Source organism: Lewinellaceae bacterium (assembly GCA_020636135.1).
In the GTDB taxonomy this organism is placed as follows: domain Bacteria; phylum Bacteroidota; class Bacteroidia; order Chitinophagales; family Saprospiraceae; genus JAGQXC01.
The window spans coordinates 429,141-448,514 of record JACJYK010000003.1 but is presented as its reverse complement, the minus strand read 5'-3'; the positions used below and the strand labels follow the sequence as shown (position 1 = coordinate 448,514).

Genomic DNA, 19,374 nt, shown 5'->3' with positions numbered 1-19,374 from the left:
AAAGCCAGAAGTCTCTGGGGGAACTTCTGAGTCTTTATAGAATACCAATCTTGTTGTAAAACGCCATTAAAGAGGCCCCCCACGTAGCTTAAAACCCGGTAATATCTTTGCCGGGTTTTTTCATTTAGCCCAGCCACTGGGATATCAGCCTGGCGGTGCGATCAGCGGCGGTGCGTACAACCTGTAATACACCCTCGTGTGTCGTCTCCGTCAATTCGTAAGGATTAAAGACATTGCTGATAATGGATATCCCGCCGATGCGCATGCCCATCTGCCGGGCTACAATGGCTTCCGGAACCGTCGACATTCCTACTGCATGGGCGCCCGCCTGATGGAACCAGCTGTATTCGGCCGGGGTCTCCAGACTGGGACCCTGCAAGCCCAGGTAAACACCGATGTGATACGGTATGTTGAGTTGTTTAGCCAGATGGGACCAGCTCGTGATCCATTCCGAATCATAAACGTGATTCATATCCGGAAACCGGGGACCCCAGCGTGGATCGTGCGGTCCGCGTAATGGATTTTCAGGTTGGTAATTGATGTGATCCCGGATAAACATCAGCGAACCGGGTTGCATGGACTCCAGCAAACCTCCGGCAGCATTAGTCAATAGCAAATCATGGATGCCTAAAAGCTTTGTGACCCGAACCGGAAACGTAATGGTCTGCATCGAATGCCCCTCATAATAATGAAACCGTCCGGACCAGATCAAGACATGTTTCTTGGCCCATTTTCCGATGTGCAGGATGCCCTGGTGTCCCATAACACTCGTAACCGGAAAGTGGGGCAATTCGCTATAAGGAATGCTCTGGGTCATTTTAACCTGGCCGAGACAGGCATCAAAACCGGATCCCAGCGTAATTGCCAGGTAGGCTTCATCTTCCAGATAGGGATTAATAAATGCGGCAGTCTCCTCCGCTTGCTCATAGGTGTAATTCATGAGGCTAATCTACAATGAGCGCCGCACGATCCAAAACCTGTTGTTCGATTTGTGGCGGTAGCTGACGGAATGCATATTGCTGATCCCGCAGGCGAGGCTCAAAACCGGCTTCCCGGATGGCATCCTGGATTCCCTGGGCGGTAAAGCGGAAGGCAGCACCTGCTGCTGAGACTACATTTTCTTCGATCATGATCGAACCCCAGTCGTTGGCGCCGGCATACAGGCAGACCTGAGCGACCTGTTTGCCCACCGTCAACCAGGAAGCCTGGATGTTCGTGATATTGGGTAGCATGATCCGGCTCATGGCGATCATCCGCACATATTCGTCTCCGGTACATTGATTGCGTGCCCGCTTGAGTTTTTGAAGCAAGGTGCCCTCATCCTGGAATGGCCAGGGAATAAATGCAAGAAATCCTTTGGCATGTGCCGGCTTTCGCGACTGTACCTCCCGCATAGCGACCAGATGCTCAAATCGTTCCATATTGGTTTCCACATGACCAAACATCATGGTGGAAGAAGTAGTAATATCCAGCTGATGGGCGGCGGCCATGACATCCAGCCATTCCTGCCCCGAACATTTGCCTTTGGAGATCAGCCGGCGTACCCGATCACTGAGGATCTCCGCACCGGCACCGGGGAGGGAGTCCAGTCCGGCCTCTTTCAAGGCTTTCAGGACTTCGGAGTGCGTGGATTGTTCCAGCTTGGTGATGTGTGCTACTTCCGGAGGGCCCAAAGCATGTAATTTCAGGTCTGGATACAACGATTTCAATTCCCGGAATAAGGTGGTGTAGTAATCCAGGCCGAGATCCGGATGGTGACCGCCCTGCAACAACAACTGTTCCCCACCAAAGCGAAATAGCTCATCAATCTTTTGTTTGTATTCTTCGATCGTGGTGATGTAGGACTCCTCATGGCCGGGACGGCGATAAAAATTACAGAACTTGCAGTTGGCGATGCAAACATTGGTAGTGTTCGAGTTCCGGTCAATGATCCAGGTGACAATATTGCCGGGGACGTGGTGCTGCCTCAGATGATTGCCCACATACATCAAATCAGCCGTTGCTGCATTTTCAAAGAGAAATACCCCTTCTTCAGCCAACAGCCAATCCAGGTTTAAGGCACGCTGCAGTAATGTTTCAATTTGTTGCGTCACGATGCGATCCGATTGTATGTCTTACAAAGATAGTCCATTTGGAATGATTCGAAGTTGAAGACTATATTTGGATGTAAACCAAATTCCGGAACATTGGAAGCCTGGCCGGGTTCATGATGTTCTTTGCCAATCAAGTCTGCTTTCAAAACATGAAATCATCCGTTGCTTCAGATTATCGGTTGTTCAGCAACTTCAACGCAATTTTCCTACTTGCTTCAAGCCTGTTGACATTAAAAGCCACTGCACAACCTGAACTCCTGCAGCAACAACTGAATGCCAGTAGATATCTGTCGAATGTGATGACTGCCGATTCCGCAAACATGGGTTATACCCGCTGGCTGGAAAAGCCGGTCGAAAAAACCAGGCAGCTTCCATTGGTTGAAGATTTTGATGCCCTGAAGAATACTGGTCCGGGCACCATTCAAATTGACAGGAGTCGTACTATCTCCGGCAAAGGCAGCATTTTATTGACCACCCCCAGTGCGTTGGGTGAGAAGAACCCATCCAATCGTGCTTATGCTTTCGCCGAAATGATCAGGCCGTTGCAGCATGAAAATCTGGAAGACTACAACCGTTTTTCCGTATGGGTTTATGCCGATGCGCCCGGATATTATTCCTATTTCGTCGGCTGTACACTCTACAATGAGGGTGAACACATCATGCCCACGCCGGGCCGTTTTGAAGGCCAACATTTTGTCACGATCTATCCCGGCCAGTGGCAGCATGTCATTTGGGAGATACCGGATTTGTACCGGGATGCCGTCACCGGCTTTTCGGTGAGCATTATGTTAACTGGTCCTCCCAAAGGTGCTTCACCAGAATTGAACTTGTTCATCGATGATATGCGACTCGAAAAAGTCAGGCCGGAAAATACCCGGGGATTTGATCTCCGGGAGGGATCCATCGCCTACGCACACTGCGGATACCTGACTCAAGCAACCAAGCAAGCCCTCGTTCAGCATCATACCGGTTCCCTATTCCAGCTGATCAACAATGAAGGAAAAGTTGCATTCCAGGGCAAAACCACTGCATTGGATAATTCCTTTGCACTCCTTGATTTCAGTGCTTTTGAGACACCGGGCTGGTATACGTTGGAAGCTGGCAAATTAAAGACCAAACCTTTCCCCATCGGTCAGGAGGCTTATCTGAGTACCGCCTGGCACACCTTAAATTTCTTCTTTGCCGAACGCTGTGGTTTTGATCAGCCTGGCATCCACCAAGCCTGTCACCAGGATGTATTTTGCGTCCATCCCGATGGCCGGAAGATCTCGGTAGGTGGTGGCTGGCACGATGCGGCAGATCTGACCCAGGGTGTGGGCAACACAGCAAGGGGAGGAATCGCCATGCTGGAACTGGCCAAAACGGTCCGGGATAAACAACCCGAACTATACCGCCGGCTGCTCGAAGAGGCACGCTGGGGTCTCAACTGGACGATGCAAACACGATTTGGTGACGGTTACCGGGAAGGTGGATTGATTATCGGCATCTGGACGGACAATGAGGCAGGGACCAAAGATGACATGCAGGGTAAAGCAAGCAATCATCCCGGTGATAATTTTATTGCAGCTTCATATTGTGCCCTGGCCGCACCCCTGTACCAGACGGAAGATCCGGTTTTCGCCGGTTGGTGTTACCGATCGGCCGTGGAAGATTTTCAGTTTGCCAATGAATTACTCGGCCAGGAAGTCAATCAAAAAAATGAGATCGAACTGTATGCCCGGGCAATGGTCACGGCCATGCATCTGTATCGCCTGACCGGACAAAATGAATATCTGGACTGGGCTGTACGGTACGCCCGTATTGTCATGGATGGGCAGCAAATGGATCGCAGGACCGACTGGGCCATACCACTGCATGGCTTCTTTTATGAATCCCGGGCACAGAAGCGAATCCTGGAATATTTCCACCGCAGTGATGAGCAGTTGATGATCCAGGGCTTGTCCATGCTCCTCACCGACCAGCCCAACCATGCCGATGCACCAAAATGGGTGGCTTCCTGCCAGGCTTACGCCGATTACCTCAAGGATCTGTCTACGGTCATTGAACCTTACGGAATACTTCCGGCTGCTGTCTATGAATTAAACAATGCGGAATTTGCAGGGATCTATCACGAAGGAGACCAGGTCGGCATGCCTTCCATGGCTGAATACAATGCGCAGGTTAAGAACGGAATCCATCTCGGCGGCGACTTCTATCTGCGGAAATTTCCGGTAGCCTATCAGTTCAGAGGTTTTCATGCCATTCTGATTGCCAAGGCCAAGGCCGCGTTGATTTTGGCTGATCTGCTTCAGGATGACCAGCTGAGAGCCATTGGCACCCGCCAACTGGAGTACATTATCGGCTACAACCCTTTTGCCATGAGCACCATTTATGGCGTAGGATATGACTATCCACCCCTATATGGAGCATATGCCGGAGATGTGGTCGGCGCAGTACCGGTCGGTATTGAGACCTTCGAAAATGACGATGAGCCCTATATGCCTATGCAGGTCAACGCGACCTACAAAGAAATCTGGACCCATACGACTGCAGGGGTCCTATGGCTACTTTCGAAAATAATGGAGGAATGATGATGGAAATATCCCTTGAGGAGGCCCGAAAATTCATCCTCTCCACCCAATTTCTGGCCAGTGGCCATGGTTTGAGAAACAAAGCGGGAGTTCTTTCTACGATCGAACGATTGGGATACATCCAGATCGATACCATCTCGGTCGTCGAACGGGCACATCATCACGTGGTATGGTCCCGGGTGCCAAATTATAATCCAGGCTATCTTGAAAAGCTGGAACAGGAACGCCAGATCTTTGAGTACTGGGCGCATGCGGCGGCCTATCTGCCTATGCAGGACTACCGGTTTACCTTGTTTCACAAAAACCACATCGAGTCCGGTCCCGGGCACTGGTATGCCAAAGAAAAACAAGCTATGCAATTCCTGCTGGACCGTATCAGGCTGGAAGGGCCGCTGCGCTCACGCGATGTCGAAAAATGGGAAGAAGATGCCGGACCGGTGGCGGCCAGGAGCGGTAAAATTGCTACCGTCGAAAAAGAAATGGACAAGTCCTGGGCCGGGGATCCGATTAAGAGGGCATTCCGCCAACTGTTTATGGAAGGAAAGATCATGGTCACCGGTCGGGAGGGATTCCAAAAGGTTTATGATCTGGCTGAACGATTACTTCCGGATTCGGTTGATACACGGGTCCCCACCCGGCAGGAATACCTCCATCATCTGATCCATCAGCACCTTCAGGCACATGGGCTGATCCAACCCCAACAACCATCCTACTTACGGCCGGTATCGGTCGCTGAAGTCGGTGCTGAAATCAAAAAACTTATCCGTTCCGGAATATTGATGGAAGTGACGATTCGTGAACTGGATGGTGAACTCTTCTACGCAGATCCATTGATGTGGGAAGCCTTCATTCAAGAAGCTTTCCGTTCCAGGGCTGTACTGCTCTCCCCTTTTGACAATCTGATCATCCAGCGCGACCGGGCAGAAAAATTATTCGACTTCAAATACACCCTGGAGTGTTATGTGCCGGCAGCAAAGAGACAGTTCGGCTATTTCAGCCTGCCCCTGTTGTCCGGTACACGGTTCATCGCTCAGCTGGACATTAAGGCGGAGCGAAAAGAAAAACGACTGCTCATCCGGAATTTAAGATGGGAACCCTGGGTACGCAAACCTGAATCTCACTTTGGTGTTTTGGACCGTGTCTTACGGGACTTCTCCAAATTCAATGGCTGTGAAGAAGTATGCTTTGATCCCCGCCTCAGCATACCCGATACCATCGGCAATACCTGACCCGAGATATCAACTATTCAATACACGTAGCACTTTTTCCGGTGTAAATGGCATGTTCCTCAGTGATTTCCCGGTCAGTGCAAGGAATGCATTGGCTACCGCGCCCCCCACAACCGGGGTGCTTGCCTCTCCCACCCCTTCCGGTTTTTCAGCGGAAAGGATCAACTTAACTTCCATGATTTCGGGCGTGTCTTCCATCCGCAGCAGCTGATAATCGTCAAAATTATTTTGCTGAACCTGGCCATCCTCAATGGTGATGCTTTCATAAAGCACACTGCTGAGCCCCATCAGAAATCCTCCTTCCAGCTGGGCAATGGCATTGTCCGGCTGGACGATAACGCCGGCATCCATAGCCATCCAGCATTTATGAACAGTGATCTTTCCCGTGCCGTTATCTACGGAGATCTCAACTACGGCGGCGGTCCGGGCGCCGCTGCGCTCAGCAAATGCGATCCCCTTTGCCCGGCCGGCTGGCGAGGGTTCATGCCAGGCAGCCATTTCAGCGGCCGTCCTGACAACCTGAGCAGCCCGTTGATCGGATTGCATGTGCCGAAGTCTGAGGTCCACCGGGTCTGTCCCCAGCTCTCGGGCGATCTCGTCGATGATCGCCTCGATGGCATATTTATTGGGTCCATGCCCAACTGATCGCCAATGTTTGGTGCGTACATGCTGGTCCATGCTCTGCAAGGTCAGGTATTGATTGGGAAAATCGTAGTATTCAACACCCACACCTGAAGCCAGCAATCCATCACCAGTCCCAACCACATGATGTTCCCAACCCTGGATGAGGCCCTCTGAATTTACTGCAACCCGTAATTTTTGTACGCTGATCGGACGATAAGCACCGTACTGCAAATCATCTTCACGCGTCCAGATCAACTTCACGGGCCGCTTTACCTGCCTGGCCATGATTGTTGCCTCTTCCACATAATCCGTCATAGACCTGCGTCCAAATCCACCGCCCAGATAACACGGATGGAAGACAACATCATTGAAGCCTATTCCAAGTGATTTGGCAATTTGCTGCCGGGCGCTGTCCGGTGCCTGGGATCCTACCCAGGCTTCTGCCGATTTACCATCCGGAGCTACTGCTATAACTGCATTCAGCGGTTCCATCTGGGCATGGTAGACAAAATCATTGCGGTATTCGGCTTCTATCACTTTGGCGGCTTGCTGAAATGCCAGTTTCACATCTCCTTTTTCCTCCAGTGTCTTGCCTTGTTCCGGGTGTTCGGCTTGCGTGGAATAATCTTCAAGCGCCTTGTTGCTGTCGTATCCTGCGGCTGAATTGTCCAGGTTCCAATCAATTTTCAGGTATCCCCGGGTAGAAAAAGCCGTTTCGACCGATGCAGCAACAATACCGACACCGTGATCCATTTCGACGATATCGATCACCCCGGGCCGTTTCAAGACCACCTGCCTGTTCTTCAATATAGGTCTGGCACCATGTACCAAGCCTCGCTCCATGATGGCGTAGACCATCCCGGGCACATGAATGTCCATGGAGTACATTGCCGAACCGTCTGTTTTGGCCGCAATGTCCGTCCTCGGAATGTTCTGTCCGACCAGATGAAATTGTGACGGATCTTTAAGTTCCTGCGAAGGGATATCATCCGGCCTGGTTATCCCGGCTTTCGCAAGATCACCGTAAGAGATGGTATTTCCGGTGGACAATTGTCTGACGAGACCTGGTGTGGTAGTGGTATCTTCTACCGGGGCATTCCAGCTCCTGGCCGCATTCCAGCGCAATATCCATCGAACCTCGGCGCCTGCCTGCCGTAAAGCCTGGTAATACCCTTTTACGGTCCGTGATCCCACGGTTATCATCGGTCCTCCCAGTTGGCCGCCCCACTGCAAACCATATGTTTCCGGTTCAATGGGTGAAAATTCGATGGTGACATCTTCCCATTTCGCATCCATTTCTTCCGCTATGATGGCAGCCAGCGCCGTCATTGAGCCCTGACCCATCTCCGCCGCCGGATTAAAAATGGTAATCTTACCATCGCCATCCAGATGTACCCAGGCGGACACCTGCCCATTGGCTATATTTCCGCTATACGATTCTCTGGCCAGGGCCAATACCGGAGAGAGTGCAATGGCAAAAGTGGCTCCTCCTGCGGTGCGCAGGAATGACCTGCGGGAGATTGATGAAGTTGACTGATTCTCATTCATGATCCCATATCTTTTGCTGCGCGAACGATTGCTTTCTGGATGCGGTGATAGGTACCGCAGCGACACAGTACCCCGTTCATATGTTCTACAATATCTGCCCGTGACGGCTGTTTGTTTTTTTCCAGTAATGCTGCCGCCTGCATGATCTGTCCGGACTGGCAATACCCGCACTGGGGAACCTGCTCCTCAATCCATGCCCGCTGGACAGGGTGCAGTTCACCTTTGCCCAAACCTTCAATGGTGGTTACTTTTTTACCACTGACCATTTTCATGGTGGTCATGCAGGATCGTACCGGATCACCGTTAACGTGGACTGTACAAGCACCACAAGCCGCAATGCCACATCCGAACTTGGTTCCTGTTAATTTGAGATCTTCCCGCAATACCCAGAGCAGGAGGGCATCCGGCTCGGCATCCACCTGGACCATTTCTCCGTTCAATTCAAAATTGACACTCATTATTGATTGATTATGAGACACTTTAAAGTGAAATAAATTAATTCATTTTAGCCCCGAAATCCAGTAATAGGAGGAATTTCTTCAGTTTTCACCTGTCAGGCCGGCAATTACCCGCCAATAAGCCGTTTTCCTCTGCAGATCGGTATCGAATAATAAGGGGTAATTTTTCCGACCCCGAACCGGAAACCGATCCAGCCAGGTGCGTTGGTCCGAAACATTCCAGAACGTGACCGACTGGATGTCGTCTTTGTGATTTGCCAGCACCCGGAATATCCGTTCGTATTGTTGTTCCTGTAGTTTTACTTTTTCAGGCGTAAACGTATCATCTTCATCAGGTTTTTTATCCCGCCTGCCAGATTCCGGAGGATAGACTGAAACATCGAGTTCGGTGATGTGGATGATCAGACCCAAAGACCGGTATTCATCCAGCGCTGCTTCCAGCTCCGCTTCATCCGGGCCGTAGAGCGACCAGTGTCCCTGAATACCAATACCGTGAATGGGCACGCCCTGCTGTCGCAGTGACCTGATCAGCCGGATGATCTTGGCCCTTTTTTGTGGTTGCCAGGCATTGTAATCGTTGTAGAAAAGCAATGCCCCGGGATCTGCTTCATGAGCATATTGGAAAGCCCTGGCAATGTATTCTTCCCCGCAAATGGTATACCAGGGCGAAGTACGAAAGTATTCATCGGGCTGTTCCGATATCGCCTCATTGACTACATCCCAGGCATAAACGGCATCCTGATAACGGTGCATTACCGTGGTGATGTGTGCCTTCAGCCGGTCTAATAATATTGCTTTTGAAACCTGGTTGCCGGCATCATCAAGAAATAACCAGCCAGGCGTCTGGTTGTGCCAGCATAGGGTATGGCCCCGCATTTTAAGGCCATTCTTTCGGGCAAAATCCACAATTTGATCTGCTCCTTCCCAGGCATAATGATCTTCAGCCGGGTGGATCGGACCCATTTTCATGGCATTTTCAGCCGTAATGGTATTGAACTCTTTTAAGATAAGTTGCGCCACCGCGCCTTCCGTTTCCTGAGGTGCGATCGATGCGCCCACAAAAAAATAGCCGGCAAAATAATCTTTGAGGCCACGGGAATCATTCTGAGCGGTCAAGAAGGAAGACCAGAGACCTAAAATTCCCAATATTCGTAACCCCTGGCGGAACATTACATTTTCTTATTCATGCCTTTTCCGGTAGCTGCCCAATAAATGCCCCCATAGAGAAAATTGCGAAAAACGGGGTCGCTGTAGCATTCCGGCATATGACCCAACCCGGTATAAAAGGCACGGCCTCCGTCAAAATCATGATACCAGGCCATAGGGTGAAATCCCATGGGTCCACCTTTTTTCTCTCCCCACTGAACGTTGGGATCATAAGTGGTTTCGTCCAGAGAAAGGATGTATTTCAATCCATCGGTTTTTTCCTCGTCGTACTGGTACCACTCATCCGTCCAGAGCCAATTATCAGGAATCTGTTCGGTCCCGGGAAACTGCTTATTCTCGACATGAATGACGGCCGTCTGAATCTGGGGGTGTATATGAAACATTCGACCTACCAGCTGGGTGTACCAGGGCCAGTCGTATTCCGTATCCGCGGCGCTATGAATACCGACGAATCCTTTACCAGACTGGATAAACCGCTCGACAGCTGCTTGCTGTTCATCGTTGAGGATATCACCGGTGGTATTCAGGAAGATGATCACGTCGACATTTTTCAACCGGTTGTCATTAAAGACACTGGGGTCTTCCTGCCAGTCTACATTAAACAGGTGCCGGTTACCAAGCTCACGGATGGCATCCACTCCCTCATTGATGCTGACATGATGAAAGCCATTGGTCTTGGTAAACAATAATGCGCGGAACTGTTGTGCACTGAGAACGCTGCTGATAAAACAAAATAGCGTTACAATTCCGCAGGTTAGGGACGAATGAAAGCGCATATCGAATAAGTTTTTATACACCAATATATTATTCGTACAAGATACAATTCTTGAATAAATGTGCTTCCCAAAACCATTATTACAAAATGAAATCCGGAGATTCCCAGTGGTACCAGCCTACCTGGAGAGCAGCTCCTCGTGGTATTTCCTGAAAAGTTGATAATATCCGGATGCCCGGCTGAGCCGCTCAGTTCGTTCTTTCAGTTGGGTGGCTTGCATGGCTTTTAAGGTCTGGACTTTCATTTTGACGTTAGCCCGGTAACATTTGTAAAATGCAAAGAGCCAGTGATCTTCCCTGGTCAGCAAACACGGGTAAATTTCCTGATAACAATTCAGGAAGGGCATTTCTAGCTGTTCCTGGTGATAGTAGGCTAAGTCCAGACAGAAAAAAGCAATTTCATCCAACACATCCAGTTGGCGAAACTGGTCATTGAATTCAATGCAGTCAAACAAGACCGGCTGTTCAAGCAGAAAAATATTTCCCGAGTGGAGGTCACCATGCCCGTCAATATAAAAACCTGCTTCCCACCGTTTGTGCAGCCGGGATTCATAGTGAGGCAGTGTATTTTCGACAGTCGTTATTGCCGCCTCAATGACCTCCGAAACCTCCGGGCCATATTGTTCTGCCAGGAAGGATGCGACGGAACGAACATCCCGGAATTCTTCCAACCTGCGTTTCAGATCGGGTGGTTGGGACAATCGCTCTGCATTCTGGTGGAACGGGGCAATCACCCTGGCAATCTGACACACATCCTGGTCAGTAACCAATTGATGATCAAGAAGGTAAGCCATATGCCGATCCTCGGCCAAACGCCGCATCTTAACCGCATAATCGATCAATTGACCATCTTTTGAATCCAGCGTTATCGCATCATCAAAGGTAGTTACTGGTATTACTTCCAGATAAATGTCACTGGTCAGCCGTTGATTTAATGCCAGCTCCCGGTAACAATAAAACCGCCTTTTTTCCAAGGTAGAAAAATCCAGAAAAGAAAACCGCACCGGTTTTTTGATCTTATACGCGTAATTGCCGGTCAGGATGATCCAGGAGATGTGGGTTTCCAGCAACTTGGCTGCTGGAAAGGAATGTAACAACCGGTCGATATCAAGCTGTTTCATTCCAGATAATTTTGGCTTTTTCCAATGTAACGGCAAGCAGCTTCCAGCATCTCTTCCATAGGCTGCCGATCGCTCCACAGGATCAGATGGTCCTCCGTCATCGGTTCGAACTGCGCTTGTAAACGCTGGTAAACGCTAAAGTCCGCTTCGCTATCCGGTCGCGGCCGGGATACGCGCTTCTTAATGGAATCTTCACGGGCCTGCAATTCAATCCAGTACAGCGGTTTGGCCAGGTGTGCTGCCAGTTCAGTAACTTCTCCTCGTAATGCCGTCCGGTAAAAGCTGGCATCCAGAACAACGGTTCTTTCGTGCATTAATTGATTTTCCGTTTCCCTGAGTAGTGCTTCATAGACCCTGGCTTTACTGGCCGGATCATAGTTTCCCCTTAAACCCATGAACGTACGGATAACATCGCTGTTCAGATGGATGCCCTTCAAACGGTGAGCCAATAGCTTACCGAATGTGGTTTTACCGGTACCAGGCAGTCCGAAAACAACGATCAGCATTGGTTATGATTCTATAAAACTAACAGCGGTAACCCGGAAGAGTTAAGTATCTGCCTGGTTTGCCATTATTACGGATTATGAAATCCATCCTCATTGCCGGGATAAACCTCTTTGTATACGGGCCACAGCCGAGTCCGCTTTGGTCTCGGGCGTGAAATAACGAACCCATACATGTGCCCCATCGGTGGCCCGGATAACTTCGGCCAAAACCCCGGCCGTATCATTCCGGGTTATAGCCCTGCCATTGATCACATAGTCGATATCGTAATCCTGGATCAGCTCAGGAACATGATCCGGCAGGTAAGATATCGTGGTGGTTGGGCCTATAACCTGGTGGTTCGTACCAGGCTGGTTGGTAAACGCTTCGACCAGCCCCAGGGCAATGGAAGCACTCCATCCGGTGAGACTGGAATCCGGTGTCTGGAACGGTAAAACGGCAATCCTCAATACGGGCACTATGGTGTTTGCCGGTTCAGTCTCCTGGTTGTAGCGAAACCAGAAAAATGCTGACAAAGCTATCAAAATAATGATCGGTGACACCGCCCGAAGATATCTGCGAAATTTAGCAGGATTTGATCCTGTTGTTTGGACATCAGGCTTAACGAGCCAGCGATAGCCACGCCGCGAAATGGTCTGTATGTAAACCGGGTCATTGGCATTGTCCTGTAAAGCCGCCCTGATCTGCCGGATGCAGAAGTGCAGGCTGCGTTCGAAATCCACCTCCACGTCGGGCCAGACCTCCTGTTTAATCTCTTCATGGCTGACCATATCGGGATATCGGTTGATCAGCAATGCGAGTAATCTGGAAGGCTGCGGGGCCAGCCGGTTGATGGCTTTTTGCCCACCGGGTTCTGGCCAAATCAAATCGCCGGATTCCGGTAAAAAAGTAAAATGACTGAAGCGAATTTCGTTATCCACCCGCTTAAGATAAACAGAAAGGCTACGACCGGGCACCTTTACTTCTTAGGAAGTCTGAAATTTTATCATCCTTGGTCATTTGCAGCGGCGATTCTCCACTGGCTTTGAATTTGCGCCCAACCCGGTTTACATCAGCACCATTTTCAACCAATAGCTCCACTACATTCAATTGTCCGCGAAGGCAAGCCCAATGCAAGGCTGTAGTTCCCAGGAAATGCTGTTGTTCTACTTTTGCTCCCCGATCAAGCAACAATTGCATCATGGAAACATCACAGTTTCCGATCACCGGATACCAGAGTAATGCAAAGTCGTGTGCACCCCGCTCCTGAATGCGCCGGGGATCTTCATCCAGCAATCGCCGTACCGTCGTAAAATCATTCATCATGACCGCCGTTGGGAGAGAATAGGGCGCACCCTGACTAAGCAGAAAATCGACCAGTTCTTTCCTGCCGGTATGAGCACAGGCTTCCACGGCATGTTCACCGGTGGTAGCTACGCTGTGTGCCATGCGGGGGTCGTTGGTAACAGCATTCTTTACAAAATCCAGGTTGCCATGCGCATTACCCACTAAATGAGAGCGCAAATACTGAGGGATAGATCCCAGATCCTCCGGGACAATATAAGGAGACCCATCGGCAGTGATGGCTGTTTGGGAGGTCCTCCAGGTACGGGCAATGGTGGTATGAACTTCCAATAGCTTAACGATGCCGGTATTCCCTTTTTCACGAGCATGGTCGATCGGTTTTTTCCCGTTCTCATCTTTGCGATCGGGATTGGCACCAAGCCTTACCAGCATTTCAACCAACTCCAGACTTCCCCGCCGGGCGGCCAGGTGCAAAGGTGGCAGATCCACATTGCTGGGAGGATCAGAGTCCGCATAATTGCTGAGCAAACTGGCTGCCGTCAATTCGGCCACCTCCAGGTTGGGATGGTGCAGTGCCTGCTGAAGCGGGAAGGAGCCCGTGATGCCTCTGGGGTTACCATTGGGATCTCCGCTGGGCGCATAAACGCGCCAGATGTCCGAACCGGCGCCCCCGGCAGCGGCTGCCCACATAGCAGATCCTCCGACAGGGTGGTCGGCATTTACCATGGCTTGTGTGTCAGCAGTCTCATTCCCTGTTAATTCGGAGAACCGCTCCCAGTCCAACCCTAATGCGGCTTCATGGAGGTCTGCCTGATATCCTGAGGCTTTCAGAAATTCTGCCAACTCGGGGTGATAACCAAGCAAGGCCAATGCATAGCCGGACCTGTCTTTCTCGTCTTTTGCATGAAGCAGCACAGAATTTTTAGCTACTAATCTTTTAACCAAGTCCAGCTCGCCATCTGCACAAGCCTTGAAAAATTGTTGCTCATCGTTATTGAGCAGATGGATGAGCGAGGAAATTGAAGATGATCCCGATAACAGCAGTGCCGTTGTCCCGACTTTGAGAAATTTTCTTCTTGATTTCATGAATTACGCTTTTGCATTCAATAGTAAGCAAGGCCAGCAGACATGATATCGCATCGGGACTTATAAATGGCTTAGTTTTTCCTTAGTGAATGCTTCAACAGAAAAATTTAACGCATTTCATCCGGATTCAGATCAGGTTCAGAATCTCACGTATATTCAGGAAACATGGAATTTCAAATACCATCAGAAATGGAAAACACGATACGTTGGGGCATCATTGGGGTGGGTGATGTTTGTGAACGGAAAAGCGGGCCTGCATTCCAAAAAGTGGCGGGCTCCGAGCTGATAGCAGTTATGCGCAGAAACGGGGACAAAGCCATGGACTTCGCTAAAAGGCATGGCGTACCGAAGTGGTACGATGACGGTCAGGCACTGATTGATGATCCGGACATCAATGCGATTTATATTGCCACACCTCCGGACACGCACGCTCATTATACCCGCATGGCTGCCGAGGCGGGGAAGCCTGTCTATGTGGAAAAACCCATGGCCCGGACACATGCTGAATGCCTCGATATGATCCGGGTTTGTAAAGAACACCAGGTACCCCTGTTTGTGGCTTACTACCGCCGCGCACTTCCTAATTTTCTAAAGATCAGAGAACTGCTGGAGGACCAGGCGATCGGTCAGGTACGTTTTGTGGACATTAAGTTGTTCAAACCCTTGCATCAGGACTGGCAGGGTAATCCGATGGACGAAACAAATTGGCGGTTGACGCCCGGAATCTCCGGTGGAGGTCATTTTTATGATTTGGCTTCCCACCAACTGGATTTTCTGGATTATGTTTTCGGACCGGTTGAAGAAGCCCGAGGTCTGGCAGTCAATCAGGCCGGCATCTACCCGGCGGAAGATCTGGTGACCGGTCACTTCCGCTTTGCCAATGGCGTCATCGGCCAGGGCATGTGGTGTTTCACGACCGGCGTCACCTCACGTATGGAGCGTACCCGCATCGTAGGTGATGAGGGCGACATTTCCTTTGCCTATTTCGGTGATCCTACCGTCACTCTGCGCAGGGATGGGCATCCCGATGAAGTATTCACATTTGCATATCCGCCGCATATCCAACAGCCGTTGATTCAATCCATTGTCGCTGCACTGCAGGGCGCAGGAACCTGCCCCAGTATGGGTGAAAGCGGAGCCCGGACGAATTGGGTTATGGAAAAATTGGTGTATGGGGGTGAGGTGTAGGGTATGGGGTGCGAGGTATGGGGTATGGGGTGTTGATAAAAAATCAATTGTCGACCTCAATATTTTCTGTGTTGATCTCCGAAAGCAGTTTCATGCTGTCCTGTTCGAATAGCCGGTCGAAATTTTCAATATTCAGTGTGCCATTGAGTGGTTCGAAGTTGTAGTAATCGGAAAAACGAATGCCGGCGATGGTCCTTTGATTGAATGCTTGGCGAAACCGGGCTCCGCCGCCATCGGTTTGGTAGTTGTAGGCAAAGTAATCCATGGTGTGGGATTTCCGGTGAAACCAATACACGAATTCATCTTCAAAATCCTTTCCTCCTTTATCCTGTCCGAACGTCACTTTGATTTTATCATAGGGTTGCCCGTGGATACTTACGGAGTCCAGGTAAGCCGTTTTCACCGCCGGATCCCTGAGGTAATAAGGCAACAGCGCAAAATAGATGACCGAATTGACCGAGTTGGAATAGGCAGCGCTATCCTTATGTGACAAGGGCATGACGGCATCATCAATATAGCGGATGAGCCCTGCATTGGTGAGCACATCCCTGACCTGCCCGATCGTATCGATGGTAAAGATTCGTTCGTACTGATAATTACCGCCATCGCGGATCGAACGGTAATGCCGGTTGCGGAAGTCGAAATCAATGGTTGAATGTTCAATTTGATCACCCCCCTGAGCGGCTATGGCCTCATCGATGACCACTGTAGACGGGTCTTCCGCGGGCTGCTGACAAGCGGAGAAGAAGATCGAAATGACAACAAAGAGGAATGGAAACAAACGCATAAACCGGGTTTTGCTTTAATGAACAGAAGGTAAACCAACAAACAGTCGCCTGGTTCAAACCAGAAAGGAAGGAATAGACTGCCTGGTCCCGAAAAAGACTGTGTTGAGAAAAACTTATCCCGCAGTTCCATTTTAGAGGACTTTGATTGAGTACAAATCCTACACTCAGGTATTATACCGGTTGACGGTTAACCTCAATACAAGGATATGATTAGAATTCGCCTCATTTTCCTTTCTTTTACTATTCTGCTTATCCATCCAATATTCGGGCAGGATCTGGCCCAGAAAAAGATCAAAATTGACTATCAGGACAAGCCGGTTTATCTGATCCTGCTCGACCTGGAGATCAACTACAAACTCAACTTTGTCTACGACAAGGAGCTGATCGATGGCAAGCGAATTGATGATGTAGTGACCGGTAACTGGCCCATTGAAAAAGTGCTGAATGTATTGTTCGATGGCACCGGTATCGGATACCGGCTGGAAGACCCGGATACGGTCTACCTTTTTAACACCAGTGACAAAGAGGAAGTCATCCTTTCTTCCGGCAAAGAACCCAAAAGGAGCGACCTGACAGCATCGGGTATTATCAAGGATGCCCTTACCGGTGAGTCTCTGCCCTTTGCCACGGTCATGATTCACGGCACTTCATTCGGAACAACCACCAATGTCGACGGCTATTTCACCTTATTGGGTGTCCCGAATGATACCATGCTGCTGGACGTCAGCTACCTGGGATTCGCCACCAAACATTTTCGGCTGGATCCGGATCTGGATGTCACGAACCTGGTGATTGGACTGGAAAATGCCGGTGTCCGGCTCGATGAAGTCGTGGTCACCGCCGCAGAAGAAAAACAGGCGGCCAATGCTTCTTCCGGGATTAGCAGGATCAGTATGGCACCATCCATGATGGCCAAATTACCCAGCTATGGAGAACAGGACATCTTCCGGTCTCTGCAGCTTTTACCCGGGGTCAGCGGAAGCAATGAGAGCTCGTCCGGACTCTATGTGCGTGGGGGCACCCCCGATCAAAACCTGATCCTGTTTGATGGATTTACCGTCTACCATGTGGATCATTTGTTTGGGTTTTTCAGTGCTTTCAACAGCAATGCCATCAAGGATGTGCAATTGTATAAGGGCGGATTTGATGCAAAATTTGGCGGACGTATCTCCAGCGTTGTGGAATTAACCGGCAAGGACGGCAATTCCGAACAGTTTAATGCTGGCGCCGGTGTCAGCCTTCTGGCAGCCAATGCATTTGTTGAGTCTCCTTTCGCGAAAGGGAAGGGTACTTTTCTGATAGCCGGGAGACGGTCCTTTCAGAGTAAATTTTACCGGAATCTATTCAATGCCTACACCGGGTCAAGTCAGTCCGATCTGCCACAGGACCGGCAAGGTGGCCCGGGCGGGTTTGGTTTTGGCCAGCAAACGGTCCAGCCAAATACCTATTTCTATGACCTGAATGCCAAGCTGACCTATAAGCCAGGGACCAAAGATGTCCTTTCATTAAGTTTTTACAATGGCCAGGATGACCTGGACAACTCCCGCAATTCCGACCAAAATTCATTCGGAAGACCCTTTGGCGGGAGCGGCAATCTGGCCTTTAATCAGCAAAACACCGACCTGACCAACTGGGGAAACTGGGGCACCAGTTTTAAATGGTCCAGGAAATGGAATGAAGCCTTTTACTCCAAATACCAGATGTCCTACTCCAATTATTACAGTGAGCGGGACCGCTCTTCCAGCACAACTGTAACGCGCGATGATTCCACATTCACCAATATCAATGGAAATTATGAATACAACGACCTGAAGGATTATCATTTCAAGCTGGAGAATGAGTGGCAAATCGACAAATGGAACTGGATGGAGTTTGGTGCGGAGGGTTCCTATAATGATATACGGTATCAGTATACTCAAAACGATACTTCCACCATATTGGATCGCTTGAATAAGGGCTGGACCTACGCTGTTTATGCACAGGACCGGTTGACTCTGGGTGAAAGGGCCATTGTTAAAGCCGGATTACGCGGGAATTATTATACGGTCACTCAAAAATGGTACCTGGAACCCAGAGTTTCTTTAACCTATCTGGTCAATGACCAGTTGAAGCTGAAGGCTGCATTTGGCAACTACCACCAGTTTGCCACACGCATCATACGGGAGGACATCCAGCAGGGCAGCCGCGACTTCTGGCTTCTTGCGGACGAAACAAAGGTGCCAATCAGCCAGGCCTATCATTACATCCTTGGGGCGAGCTATGAGAACACCAACTGGCTCTTTGACATGGAGGCTTACTACAAACCGATGACCGGATTATCCGAATATTCAACGCGGTTTGTGCCTTCCGGTTTCGGGCCCGACCGCAGCCTCAATTACGAAGAGTTTTTCTATACCGGTGATGGTATTGCCAAAGGGATCGAATGGCTGGTCCAGAAGAAATATGGCGCCTGGAACGGGTGGATCGGATACACGCTCGGATCGGTCAAGTACCAGTTTGATCAATTTGGTGATGATCCTTATCCGGCCAATCAGGACCAGACCCACGAATTTAAAATCGTCAGCACGTACCGGATCGGCCGTCTGACGCTGGGAGGCACCTTTATTTATGCTACCGGCAAGCCTTACACGGCTCCTGTTGGTTTTTATGAAGTCCGGCTCCTGAATGGTAGTACCGGAGATTTTTTTGAAGTCAGCGGTAAAAATGCGTTCCGTTATCCAGATTACCACCGGCTGGACATTTCTGCCACCATGGATTTTCGCATTGGCCAGTCCAAAGCCAATGCCGGCCTGACGCTCTTCAATGTATACAATCATAAAAATGTCTGGTACAAGGAGTATGAAGTGATTGAGGGCAGCCTGTATGAAACGAATGTCAGCTTGCTGGGATTCACGCCGAGTTTATTTTTGAACTGGACCCTGCACTGATTGATGCCGTATT

Annotated in this window: 15 protein-coding genes; 4 read left to right on the top strand and 11 right to left on the bottom strand. The window is 50.0% G+C overall.

Translation table 11 applies throughout. The annotated features are described in order from the left end of the window. Window positions 1-124: 124 nt before the first annotated feature. The gene (locus H6570_21180) at window positions 125-940 is read right to left on the bottom strand and encodes a purine-nucleoside phosphorylase (protein ID MCB9321807.1); all 816 of its coding nucleotides are present in this window, start codon (window positions 938-940) and stop codon (window positions 125-127) included. Between the two features lie 4 nt (window positions 941-944). After that, window positions 945-2,081, bottom strand: coding sequence for a dehypoxanthine futalosine cyclase (gene mqnC / locus H6570_21175; GenBank protein ID MCB9321806.1), 1,137 nt, complete (start codon window positions 2,079-2,081; stop codon window positions 945-947). Window positions 2,082-2,242: 161 nt separating this feature from the next. On the opposite strand from mqnC, the gene H6570_21170 reads away from it, so the two are divergent. Both H6570_21170 and H6570_21165 read left to right on the top strand, forming a co-directional pair. Next, window positions 2,243-4,663, top strand: a complete 2,421-nt coding sequence (locus H6570_21170) for a glycoside hydrolase family 9 protein (GenBank protein ID MCB9321805.1) — start codon at window positions 2,243-2,245, stop codon at window positions 4,661-4,663. Beyond that, window positions 4,660-5,892: a YcaQ family DNA glycosylase gene (locus tag H6570_21165; protein ID MCB9321804.1), complete on the top strand. Its 1,233-nt coding sequence runs from the start codon at window positions 4,660-4,662 to the stop codon at window positions 5,890-5,892. The genes H6570_21170 and H6570_21165 overlap by 4 nt, the downstream gene beginning before the upstream one ends. A gap of 9 nt (window positions 5,893-5,901) precedes the next feature. Here the strand turns inward: H6570_21165 and H6570_21160 are convergent, their stop codons facing one another. The 8 genes from H6570_21160 to H6570_21125 all read right to left on the bottom strand — a co-directional run bounded on the left by H6570_21160 (window position 5,902) and on the right by H6570_21125 (window position 14,458). Continuing rightward, the gene (locus H6570_21160) at window positions 5,902-8,064 is read right to left on the bottom strand and encodes a xanthine dehydrogenase family protein molybdopterin-binding subunit (protein ID MCB9321803.1); all 2,163 of its coding nucleotides are present in this window, start codon (window positions 8,062-8,064) and stop codon (window positions 5,902-5,904) included. Beyond that, window positions 8,061-8,522: a (2Fe-2S)-binding protein gene (locus tag H6570_21155; protein MCB9321802.1), complete on the bottom strand. Its 462-nt coding sequence runs from the start codon at window positions 8,520-8,522 to the stop codon at window positions 8,061-8,063. Before H6570_21155 ends, H6570_21160 begins: the two co-directional genes overlap by 4 nt. An 81-nt stretch (window positions 8,523-8,603) precedes the next feature. Then, entirely contained in the window at window positions 8,604-9,692 is a 1,089-nt protein-coding gene (locus H6570_21150; GenBank protein ID MCB9321801.1) for an endo-1,4-beta-xylanase, read from the bottom strand. Next, window positions 9,692-10,465 carry a ThuA domain-containing protein gene (locus tag H6570_21145; GenBank protein MCB9321800.1) on the bottom strand — a complete coding sequence of 258 codons (774 nt, stop codon included), beginning with the start codon at window positions 10,463-10,465 and terminating at the stop codon, window positions 9,692-9,694. The genes H6570_21150 and H6570_21145 overlap by 1 nt, the downstream gene beginning before the upstream one ends. Window positions 10,466-10,582: 117 nt before the next feature. Beyond that, a complete protein-coding gene (locus tag H6570_21140; protein MCB9321799.1) occupies window positions 10,583-11,584 on the bottom strand; it encodes a hypothetical protein in 1,002 nt (333 codons plus the stop codon). Beyond that, complete coding sequence (locus H6570_21135) at window positions 11,581-12,090, bottom strand: AAA family ATPase (GenBank protein ID MCB9321798.1); 510 nt, start codon at window positions 12,088-12,090, stop codon at window positions 11,581-11,583. The genes H6570_21140 and H6570_21135 overlap by 4 nt, the downstream gene beginning before the upstream one ends. Window positions 12,091-12,180: 90 nt before the next feature. Further along, a complete protein-coding gene (locus H6570_21130) occupies window positions 12,181-13,008 on the bottom strand; it encodes a winged helix-turn-helix domain-containing protein (protein MCB9321797.1) in 828 nt (275 codons plus the stop codon). 22 nt (window positions 13,009-13,030) lie between these two features. Beyond that, complete coding sequence (locus H6570_21125) at window positions 13,031-14,458, bottom strand: ankyrin repeat domain-containing protein (protein ID MCB9321796.1); 1,428 nt, start codon at window positions 14,456-14,458, stop codon at window positions 13,031-13,033. 189 nt (window positions 14,459-14,647) lie between these two features. Between H6570_21125 and H6570_21120 the strand changes: the two genes are divergently transcribed. Further along, window positions 14,648-15,646: a Gfo/Idh/MocA family oxidoreductase gene (locus H6570_21120; GenBank protein MCB9321795.1), complete on the top strand. Its 999-nt coding sequence runs from the start codon at window positions 14,648-14,650 to the stop codon at window positions 15,644-15,646. 43 nt (window positions 15,647-15,689) lie between these two features. On the opposite strand, the gene H6570_21115 is transcribed toward H6570_21120, so the two are convergent. Continuing rightward, window positions 15,690-16,433, bottom strand: a complete 744-nt coding sequence (locus tag H6570_21115) for a hypothetical protein (protein ID MCB9321794.1) — start codon at window positions 16,431-16,433, stop codon at window positions 15,690-15,692. Between the two features lie 207 nt (window positions 16,434-16,640). On the opposite strand from H6570_21115, the gene H6570_21110 reads away from it, so the two are divergent. Then, on the top strand, window positions 16,641-19,361 hold the full coding sequence (locus H6570_21110) for a TonB-dependent receptor (protein ID MCB9321793.1): 2,721 nt from the start codon (window positions 16,641-16,643) through the stop codon (window positions 19,359-19,361). Window positions 19,362-19,374: the final 13 nt, after the last annotated feature.

Bases quoted from the DNA above. Each gene is read 5' to 3' on its own strand.
- H6570_21180 (MCB9321807.1), bottom strand. From the start codon at position 940: ATGAATTACACCTATGAGCAAGCGGAGGAGACTGCCGCATTTATTAAT.
- H6570_21170 (MCB9321805.1), top strand. From the start codon at position 2,243: ATGAAATCATCCGTTGCTTCAGATTATCGGTTGTTCAGCAACTTCAAC.
- H6570_21165 (MCB9321804.1), top strand. From the start codon at position 4,660: ATGATGATGGAAATATCCCTTGAGGAGGCCCGAAAATTCATCCTCTCC.
- H6570_21160 (MCB9321803.1), bottom strand. From the start codon at position 8,064: ATGAATGAGAATCAGTCAACTTCATCAATCTCCCGCAGGTCATTCCTG.
- H6570_21155 (MCB9321802.1), bottom strand. From the start codon at position 8,522: ATGAGTGTCAATTTTGAATTGAACGGAGAAATGGTCCAGGTGGATGCC.
- H6570_21150 (MCB9321801.1), bottom strand. From the start codon at position 9,692: ATGTTCCGCCAGGGGTTACGAATATTGGGAATTTTAGGTCTCTGGTCT.
- H6570_21145 (MCB9321800.1), bottom strand. From the start codon at position 10,465: ATGCGCTTTCATTCGTCCCTAACCTGCGGAATTGTAACGCTATTTTGT.
- H6570_21140 (MCB9321799.1), bottom strand. From the start codon at position 11,584: ATGAAACAGCTTGATATCGACCGGTTGTTACATTCCTTTCCAGCAGCC.
- H6570_21135 (MCB9321798.1), bottom strand. From the start codon at position 12,090: ATGCTGATCGTTGTTTTCGGACTGCCTGGTACCGGTAAAACCACATTC.
- H6570_21125 (MCB9321796.1), bottom strand. From the start codon at position 14,458: ATGAAATCAAGAAGAAAATTTCTCAAAGTCGGGACAACGGCACTGCTG.
- H6570_21120 (MCB9321795.1), top strand. From the start codon at position 14,648: ATGGAAAACACGATACGTTGGGGCATCATTGGGGTGGGTGATGTTTGT.
- H6570_21115 (MCB9321794.1), bottom strand. From the start codon at position 16,433: ATGCGTTTGTTTCCATTCCTCTTTGTTGTCATTTCGATCTTCTTCTCC.
- H6570_21110 (MCB9321793.1), top strand. From the start codon at position 16,641: ATGATTAGAATTCGCCTCATTTTCCTTTCTTTTACTATTCTGCTTATC.